The organism is Spirillospora sp. NPDC049652 (assembly GCF_040675125.1).
Lineage (GTDB): Bacteria > Actinomycetota > Actinomycetes > Streptosporangiales > Streptosporangiaceae > Spirillospora.
The window spans coordinates 1-8,212 of the sequence record NZ_JBFAOF010000263.1; the positions used below are offsets into that span (position 1 = coordinate 1).

An 8,212-nucleotide genomic window follows, 5' to 3' on the forward strand; every position below is an offset into this window, starting at 1 on the left:
GCGATCCGCCAGCCGTCGCCCGGCGCGCCCACGATGTTCGCCGCGCTCGTGCGCGCGCCGTCGAAGAACACCTCGTTGAACTCCGACGTCCCGGTCGGCTGGACGATCGGCCGGACGTCCACGCCGTCCTGCCGCATCGGGACCAGCAGGTACGACAGCCCGTGGTGCCGCGCCGAGCCGGGTTCGGTGCGGCACACGACGAAGCACCAGTCGGCCTCCACGGCCAGCGACGTCCACACCTTCTGTCCGTCGACCCGCCACTCACCGCCGTCCAGGACTGCCCGCGTCTGCACGTTCGCCAGGTCCGAACCCGCGTTCGGTTCGGAGTAGCCCTGGCACCACAGCTCCTCGACCGCGACGATCGGCGGCAGGAACCGGGCGCGCTGCTCGTCGGTGCCGAACGCGATGACCGTCGGCCCGAGCAGGTTCTCGCCGATGTGGTTGACCCGCGCGGGGGCGTCCGCGAGCGCGTACTCCTCGTGGAAGATGACCTGCTGCTCCAGGCTCGCGCCGCGCCCGCCGTACTCCTTCGGCCAGCCCACGCACGTCCAGCCGGCGCGTGCCATGTGCCGTTCCCAGGCGAGCCGCTCCTGGTGCGCCTCGTGCTCGCGGCCCGGTCCACCGAGGCCGCGCGCATGCGCGAAGTCCCCGGACAGGTGCGTCTCCAGCCAGCCGCGGACCTCGGCGCGGAAGGACCGGTCCTCGGGGGTCTCGTTCCGGTTCACGCCCCGGACTCTACCAAACAGTTGTTAGAAAGAATCGCCGAGGAGGGCCCCGGACCGGGCCCTCGTGAGGACGTCTCAGGCGACGCGGAAGGCGAACAGCGTGGTGTCGTCCGCGGAGCGGTCGTGACCGATCCGGCTCAGCACGCGGTCCAGAACGGCGTCCGGATCGGTGTCCGGGCACTCGCAGAGGATGTCGCAGAGCCGCGCGATGCCGTCCTCGAGATCGGCGTCGCGGCGCTCGACCAGCCCGTCGGTGTAGAACAGCACCAGGTCCCCGGGCTCCAGGAGCGTCGAGTTCGTCGCGTAGTCGTAGTCCTGGGCCGCGCCCAGCAGCGGATCGGCCTCCGACGCCAGCGCACCAGCCTTGCCGTCGCGCAGCAGCACGGGCGGCGGATGCCCCGCGCTCGCCCACTCCAGGTACCGCGACTGCGGCTCGAAGTGCGCCACCACGGCCGTCCCCGTCGAGGCGGGCTCCAGATCGCTCACCAGATCGTTCAGCCAGCCGACCAGCCGCCCCGGAGAACGCCCCGTGTATGCCATCCCGAGCAGCCCGTTCCGCATCCGCGCCATCGCCGCCGCGGCCGGAAGCCCGTGCCCCGCCGCGTCCCCGACGGCCATCAGCGCCCGTCCGTCGGCCAGCGAACGCGTCGCGAACCAGTCGCCGCCGATCCGCGCGTCGCTCTCGGCCGCCAGCGACCGCACCGCGACCGTGACGCCCGGCAGCTTGCGGACCCCGCCGGAGTCCGGATCGGGCAGGATCGCGCGCCGCAGCGTCGCCGCGACCCTCCGCTCCTGCGCCGTCAGCGCCTGCTGGCGCAGTATCTCCCGGCGCGTCCGGGCCAGCGCCCGCTCCACGCCCCGCCGCCGCGTGATGTCCTGGGACACCAGGTTGATCGTCACCGGACGGCCCGACGCGTCCAGCACCGGCTCGGCGAACACCCACAGGTGCCGCTGGCGGCCGCTCGGCAGCACCACCCGGTGCTCCACCTCGACCGGCTCCCGGCGCGCGAACAGCGTCCGCAGGCCTTCGGAGATCAGCTCCCGGTCCTCCTCGTGGACCACCTCGGCGATCTCGTCCGGCACCAGCAGCCCGTCCGGCGCGTCCAGCCCGTAGTTCGCCGCCATCTGCGGCGACCCGGTGATCCGCCCGGTCGCCAGGTCCCACTCGCCGAACCCGATCGCGACCAGGCGCTCGGCGCGCTCCAGCCGCCACCGCATCCGGTCCTCCCCGCGCAGGTAGCGCCAGGAGACGACCACACCGGTCTCCACCCGCACGCACCGCACGGTCATCCGGGACGCGCGCGCCACACCGTCCCGTGCGGACGAGTACAGGAACGGTCCGCGTGCGAACGGCTCGCCGGTCTCCAGAACCCGCACATAGGCCGCGAAAAGCCCTGACAGGGCCGCTCCGGGCTCGGTACGCAGCAGCCGCCGCCCGATCAGCTCGTCCGGCGCCCGCTCGAAGAGATCATCGACCGAGGGGTTCACGTCGGCGTACAGGAAGTCCACGACCCGGCCGTCAGCGTCCCGCACGGGCACCAGATGCGCCGCCGACGTCAGCGACGCGCCCAGCACGGCCCGCGCCCCGGGATCGTCCTTCAGGCCCGCCAGCGCGACCGCGTCGTGCTCGGTGTCGGCCGCCGCCACCCGCCGCAGCAGCTCCTCGGCGACCGGCTCGGCCTCCGGCGGCGCCTCCGCGACGACCGCGCCGCGCCCGACCCCGCCCAGCGGCGTCTCCGCCGTCTCGTTGAACGCCCGGTCGCCGTCGACGACCAGCGCGGCCGCCTCGTCCAGCTCCAGGTCCAGGTCCCGCGCCAGCCAGATCAGGTGCTGCAGGGCCTCCCCGGACGGGCAGCCCAGGCGCTCGGCGAGCACGACACGAGCCTCGGAGAGGACCGCGCGCTGCTGCGCTCCGTCCCCCACTCCGGCCAGTTCGGCGCTCATCGGCATCGCACCCGTCTCCGTCACCCGGTTTCCCTCCACGACATTCATGACCGTACAGTCACGAACGCCATGTAAACGGATGCTCATTCCTTAAATCGGTAAAGTCCGGTTACTCACCGGCCGCCCGGAACACCTCCCGCGTAAGGGCTGTGACCTGCCGATAAGCCGTCGCGAAGGAAGTTCCCGCGGGCTGCAACGTGAGCACCACCACGATCTTGTCCCCGACCACTCCGGTCGTGTGCAGCACCGGCCGCCCGATCCCCAGATCAGGCCCCAGCGCCGGCACCGCCTCGCCCGCCCGGCACGGCCGCCCCGGCGCGTCCCCGAACCCCGACCAGCCCTGCTTCACCGCCCACGGCCGCCTCAGCGCCCGCGGAATCCCGAAGTACTGGTCGAACTGGTCCGTCCCGCACCGCGTGGCCCGCCGCAACTCCCCCAGCACCTTCTCGCGCGTCCCCGCCGGCACCTCGTCCAGCACGTACCGGTAGACCTTCACGACGTCCGCCGCGCTCAACGCCGAATAACCCCAGAACGTCGGCTTCTCCGGTGGCGGCGGCGCCGTCTCGGTCAACCCGATCTTCCGCGCCATCCGCGTCACGATCGCCCCGCGCCCGTTCCGCCGCCACAACTCCGACGCCGCCCCGTCGTCACTCGACCGCAGCATCGGCCCCAGCAGCGGATCGTCCCCGCGCTCCAACTGGTCCAGCGCGATCAACAGCTTGATCACCGAAGCCGACCGGAACACCCGATGCGGCGCCCGCTGCACCACCGTCTTCCCATGGGCGAACACCGCGTACGACGCCCGCACCCCGTCCGGCACCCGAACCGGCGGCACCAAGGCCCGCCTCTCCGGCGACGCGCTCCGGACCGTCCCACTCTCCACCGCGACAGGCGCCCTTCCGTCCGCACACCCGGCGAGCGCCCAGCCCAGGACCACGACGGCGACCAGCCTCCGCCCCACGCCACCAGGCACCCGACCCGTCACCCGCTTCCCGGTACGCACTAGCCCTGGAACTGCGCTAGAGTAATCACGCCCGCTCAACGAGGGGGCAAAAACCGGGACGTAGCGCAGTTTGGCAGCGCACTTGACTGGGGGTCAAGGGGTCGTGGGTTCAAATCCCGCCGTCCCGACCAGGCATTAAGCCAGGTCAGAAAGGGCTTCGGAGCATCGCTCCGGGGCCCTTTTTTCGTTCCCGATCTGTTCGGGGAGCCAAACGGGGAGCCACCTGCACCGGACCTACGCGGACTTGCCGCGACCGAACACGGAGTTGATGGCCTCCGCACCCTTGGTGCTCACCGAGCTTGGCCTTCTTGGTGATGAGGCGGAACGCGCGCCGCACGTTCGCGGCGTCGAGCGGCGTGCCGGTCGGCGAGCAGAACACCAGATCGTTGTTCTGCCACGACTCCCCCGCCTTGAGCTTCTGCGCGGCCTGACGAGCGTGGTGCGTCTTGAGCGCCTCGGCAGCCTGCTCCGGAAGCTCCAGCGTCCGACGAGACTTCTCAGTCTTGGTGTCACCGTCCTTGCGGACGGAGCGCCAGACGTAGAGCGCGAACCGCTCGTGCGCGAACCCGGCCTCCTTGCTCCGGTTTGCCCGCCGTGGTCGCTCCGTGGTCGCTCGGCGGACATCCAACGCCCCGACCGCGTCCGCTACGATCCCCAGCACCAAGGACACGCCGCCCCGAACCGCGCCAGTAGGGTCCACAGCGGTCCGGTGGCCCAGCGCGCCCGGGTAGCGGCGTTCCCTACGCCTTTGGTCGTGTGAGCGCCCGTCAGCCCCGTTGACCCATCGGGATGCCGCGTCAGAACGAACAGGCGGCCAGGCGTTGACGATGACCGGCGCACGCGGTGCGCATCGCGTGCTGAGGTGCAGCGTGCAGACTCGCGGCAGCGAGTCACCGTGGCCTGTGGGCGAGAGCGCAGCGCCCTCCACCGCCGGATCATCTAACCGGCCGGGACGATCTGAACCACGACGCATGCGTCGATCCGCCGTAGGCAAGTGCGGCGCAGGGATCGCCGACAGGTCAGCGCAGTCGGTAACACCAGCCTCATTCCACTGCGTCCGGACCAGAATCTGCCTGCGCGCTCGGTCCCCACTGACGATCGCCTATGAAACAGCCGTCCGGGTGGTCAGACTGCTGAGGCCATTTAGGACCGCGTCGGCCAGGCGGGCAACGTGGTGAGGCAAAGTTCGGCGGGGTGGTCAGACAGCGAGGCGGGCGGACTCGGCTGCGGGTGGTGATGTCCGTTGCGGAGGCGGTTTGGGCGGCGCTTCGCAGGCTATGCGGAGTCTGATTCGGCAAGGTCGTCAGCGGTGCCGGCCACTGCTGGTCCGCAGTTGTCCGGGAGGTGGGCGATGACTGCGGTGATGGCGTCGTAGGGGTTGTCGACTTCTGTGATGGCCGGTCCGTCGGATGAGCGCGCCCAAGTGACCCGGTAGGTCCCGTCCGACAGGGGGCTGACCACGGGGATGTCGTGGGTGTAGGGGAATCCGGTGCATCGGCTGAAGTTCAGGGTGCGGTGGCTGTGGAAGGGGAACAGGGCCCGCAGCTGGGGGCGGGCGTAAGCGGCCTCGATCAGGTCGTGATCGATATGTGCGGCTGCGGTGGTTCGATAACTTGCCCACTCGGCTTCGACCGCGTCACCGCGTTCGTAAGCTTCGGCGAGTGGCCCGTACTCGACGAACGGGCAGAGAGTTTTCAGCTCCCTGACGCGGGTGCCCGCCTGCCAGCGCCCGACGGCCTCCGCCGCCGCAGGCAGGTCACCGGTTCGGGCCTTGGCCATCATGACGCCCTGGTCCCAGAACTCCATCAGCAAGCAGCGCTCCTGGCGGGCCGCGGTCACGCTCACGTGCCGGTGACGGTCACCGACCTGAGTTGCGCAGTCCCACCAAGCCGGAACCCTGGTCAGCAGCGCCGTCAGCTCATACCCCGCGTGATCGAGGGCGGTCTGCATCGCGTTCTTGAGGCTTCCGGCCTGGCCGATCTCCGGGTAGAGGCGGGCATAGTCCTCCCGCGGCTGCCGTGTCACGCCTTCCACTGTGCCACGCGACCGCGACGACGAGCCGACGACGATTCCGCCGGACCTGCCGTCCGCGCGCCGTCATCCACCATTCGACCTCCTGATCGACCGAGCGGACAACATGATCAACAGCTTTGTATGGGGGCGTTGGGCGTAAGCGCCGCGACCGCATGCTGGCCATCGGAGCCGTCGTGACGAGGGAGCGCCGCTGCCTGACTGAGAGGTGCATCCGGCGGCGTCCGATGGCGTCGTGCTCGCATGCCGTTATGACGTCACTTGACGGGCGTTCACGCTGGTCTCCGTCGCGTCCGCAGCAGGTTCTGACCAATCGTCGTCAGGGTTCGTCGGGTCATGAGGCGATGGTCTTCCAGAAGGCGCACTGGTGTTCCGTGCTGCGGTCGGTCTGGCCGATCGTGGGGGTGGCGAGTGATTGCACCCAGCCGTTGGCCTGGAAGGGCATCCAGCGGGGCTGTCCGCTGCTGTTGGGGTCTCCGGCGGCGGCGAACCGGGTCCAGTAGCTGATCATGGCCCTGGAGAGCTGTCGCTGGGCGGGGGTCTGGGGGCCGGGGAGCTGCTCATCGTCGAACAGGTACTGCAGTTCGGCTCCGTGGAACGCGCGGGTGGGGAAGTTGGGTTTGGGCAGGGTGGTGAACCACGGCGCCGTCTCGTCCGCGAACTCGTAGGCGTAGACCGGAGTGTGCGCGGCGAGGGCGCTGTCCCGGTCCTGGGCGGGGCATCCCCAGGCCCAGTCGGTCACGACCGAGGCCAGGGCCTCGCCTGCGGAGTGGAACTTGGCGACCGGATACCGGGCCAGAACGCGCTGCAGGTCGGCCGGGCTGAACAGGGCGGCGAGCTGCTCGCGATAGCCGGCCGGAGTGGTGACCTTTCCGGTGGCGACCTCGATCGCCGCAGTGAACAGGCGGTGTTCGTCCCGGGTGGTTCCCTGCATGACGGGGACGCGATTGAAGTGGCCGGTCGCGAAGGCGCGCTCCGGGCTGAGGGGCAGGAAGCCCCCACCGACGGTGGGACCTGACCCGACACCGACGTCCGACAACTTGGCCAGCTTGCTGACGGGCTTGGCGCGCAGGCAGGCCGCCGCGGTCACCGGGTTGGCACAGCCGACCTTGGCCGCCATCTTGAGACCGTTCTCCTGACGGGCGGCGCGGGGCAGCGGGAACCAGGTCGGAGGCCCCGGTGACCACTTCTCACCGGTGCACGCCGCGCTCTGCACGATCGCCCGATGGAACAGGCCAGCCGATGTCGGCGCGGCGAGTTGGGCGCAGACGCTGGTCCCGCCCGCGGACTCGCCGAAGATCGTGACGTTGCCGGGGTCACCGCCGAATGCCGCGGCGTTGCGCTGCACCCAGCGCAGTGCGGCCTGCTGGTCTTCGAGACCGAAGTTCCCGGACAAGTTCCGGGCCTTGCCGTGGTCGAGGGCCGGGTGGGCCAGGAATCCGAAGACTCCGAGCCGGTAGTTGGGGCTGACCACGATCACGTCGCCGTCGGAGGCCAGCCGCTGCGCGCCGTACAGGCTGGCGGCGCCGCTGATGAACCCGTTGCCGTGGATCCACACCATCACCGGCAGTTTGCGTTTCCCGGTGGTGCGCGGCGTGGTGACGTTGAGGAACAGGCAGTCCTCTGTCGTGCTGGCCTTATCAATCAGCCCGGCGGCCTGGGCGCAGCGGTTGCCGGGCTTGGTGGCGTCTCGCACTCCCTGCCACGGCTTGGCCCGTTGCGGCGAGGCCCAGCGCAGGTCGCGCACCGGTGGGGCCGCGTACGGAATCCCTTGGAACACCCTGGCATTCGACTCGATCCTGCCGCGGACGGCGCCTGCATCGGTTCGAACCACGGTGGAGGCGGCAGGGCCGTTGTCGCCGCGAACCGGTGACAGCCCGTCGGCCGCCCCTCCACCGACGATCAAGCTCGAGAGCAGCACCGCGGTCAGCAGCACCACCACACTGCCGCGCCGTCGGGTGCGCCTGCCCGGCGCGTGATGTCGATGCAGCGGTTTCATGTCGCGCTCCCTCTGACTTATTTGTGTGTGGGCCACACGAACTTAAGTGTGGGGCATACACGAAGTCAAGGTAGGGTCGGCCTTGACAGGGATCCCCGGACGAGCGGAGGAGGCCACCGGATGCCGGGCACGGAGGACTCCGAGCTGCCGCCAGGACTGGCCTTGGCGTGGGGTGTCCCCGTCAAGACGACCAAGCTCGGGCGCAAGCCGTCGCAGAGCGTCGAGCAGATCGTCGCCGCGGCCGTCGAGTTGGCCGATGCGGACGGATTCGGCGCCTTGTCGATGCCCAAGATCGCTCAGCGCCTCGGGCTGACCGCCAACGCGATCTACCGGTACGTGAGGTCCCGGGACGAGTTGCTGGTCCTGGTCGCCGAGGCCGCCTGGGGGCCGGCACCGGACCTGGCGTCCGGGGCGGGAGACTGGCGCGATGGGGCGAGCGCGTGAACCGACGTCGCTCCGGCCGAGCTCCAAGGTGAGAACCGGCTGGATGTGCCGTGCGGCTCCTCCGAG

General features: G+C 70.4%; 7 protein-coding genes and 1 tRNA gene. 2 read left to right on the forward strand and 6 right to left on the reverse strand.

Translation table 11 applies throughout. The annotated features are described in order from the left end of the window. From AB0J52_RS18425 to AB0J52_RS18435, 3 genes are all read right to left on the reverse strand, one after another. Window positions 1-725, reverse strand: a 725-nt coding sequence (locus tag AB0J52_RS18425; RefSeq protein ID WP_500182805.1) for an acyl-CoA dehydrogenase family protein, incomplete at its 3' end; no start/stop codon positions are given. Window positions 726-800: 75 nt separating this feature from the next. Next, window positions 801-2,693: a PP2C family protein-serine/threonine phosphatase gene (locus tag AB0J52_RS18430; RefSeq protein ID WP_500182806.1), complete on the reverse strand. Its 1,893-nt coding sequence runs from the start codon at window positions 2,691-2,693 to the stop codon at window positions 801-803. Window positions 2,694-2,778: 85 nt separating this feature from the next. After that, on the reverse strand, window positions 2,779-3,504 hold the full coding sequence (locus AB0J52_RS18435; RefSeq protein ID WP_500182807.1) for a hypothetical protein: 726 nt from the start codon (window positions 3,502-3,504) through the stop codon (window positions 2,779-2,781). A gap of 222 nt (window positions 3,505-3,726) precedes the next feature. Between AB0J52_RS18435 and AB0J52_RS18440 the strand changes: the two genes are divergently transcribed. Beyond that, window positions 3,727-3,803 (forward strand) — tRNA-Pro (locus AB0J52_RS18440). Window positions 3,804-3,817: 14 nt separating this feature from the next. On the opposite strand, the gene AB0J52_RS18445 is transcribed toward AB0J52_RS18440, so the two are convergent. The 3 genes from AB0J52_RS18445 to AB0J52_RS18455 all read right to left on the reverse strand — a co-directional run bounded on the left by AB0J52_RS18445 (window position 3,818) and on the right by AB0J52_RS18455 (window position 7,702). After that, window positions 3,818-4,342, reverse strand: a complete 525-nt coding sequence (locus tag AB0J52_RS18445) for a hypothetical protein (RefSeq protein ID WP_500182808.1) — start codon at window positions 4,340-4,342, stop codon at window positions 3,818-3,820. 605 nt (window positions 4,343-4,947) lie between these two features. Then, entirely contained in the window at window positions 4,948-5,697 is a 750-nt protein-coding gene (locus AB0J52_RS18450) for a DUF6193 family natural product biosynthesis protein (RefSeq protein ID WP_500182809.1), read from the reverse strand. A 340-nt stretch (window positions 5,698-6,037) separates the two neighbouring features. Further along, the gene (locus tag AB0J52_RS18455) at window positions 6,038-7,702 is read right to left on the reverse strand and encodes a carboxylesterase/lipase family protein (protein ID WP_500182810.1); all 1,665 of its coding nucleotides are present in this window, start codon (window positions 7,700-7,702) and stop codon (window positions 6,038-6,040) included. 120 nt (window positions 7,703-7,822) lie between these two features. On the opposite strand from AB0J52_RS18455, the gene AB0J52_RS18460 reads away from it, so the two are divergent. Then, the gene (locus AB0J52_RS18460) at window positions 7,823-8,146 is read left to right on the forward strand and encodes a TetR/AcrR family transcriptional regulator (protein WP_500182811.1); all 324 of its coding nucleotides are present in this window, start codon (window positions 7,823-7,825) and stop codon (window positions 8,144-8,146) included. Window positions 8,147-8,212: the final 66 nt, after the last annotated feature.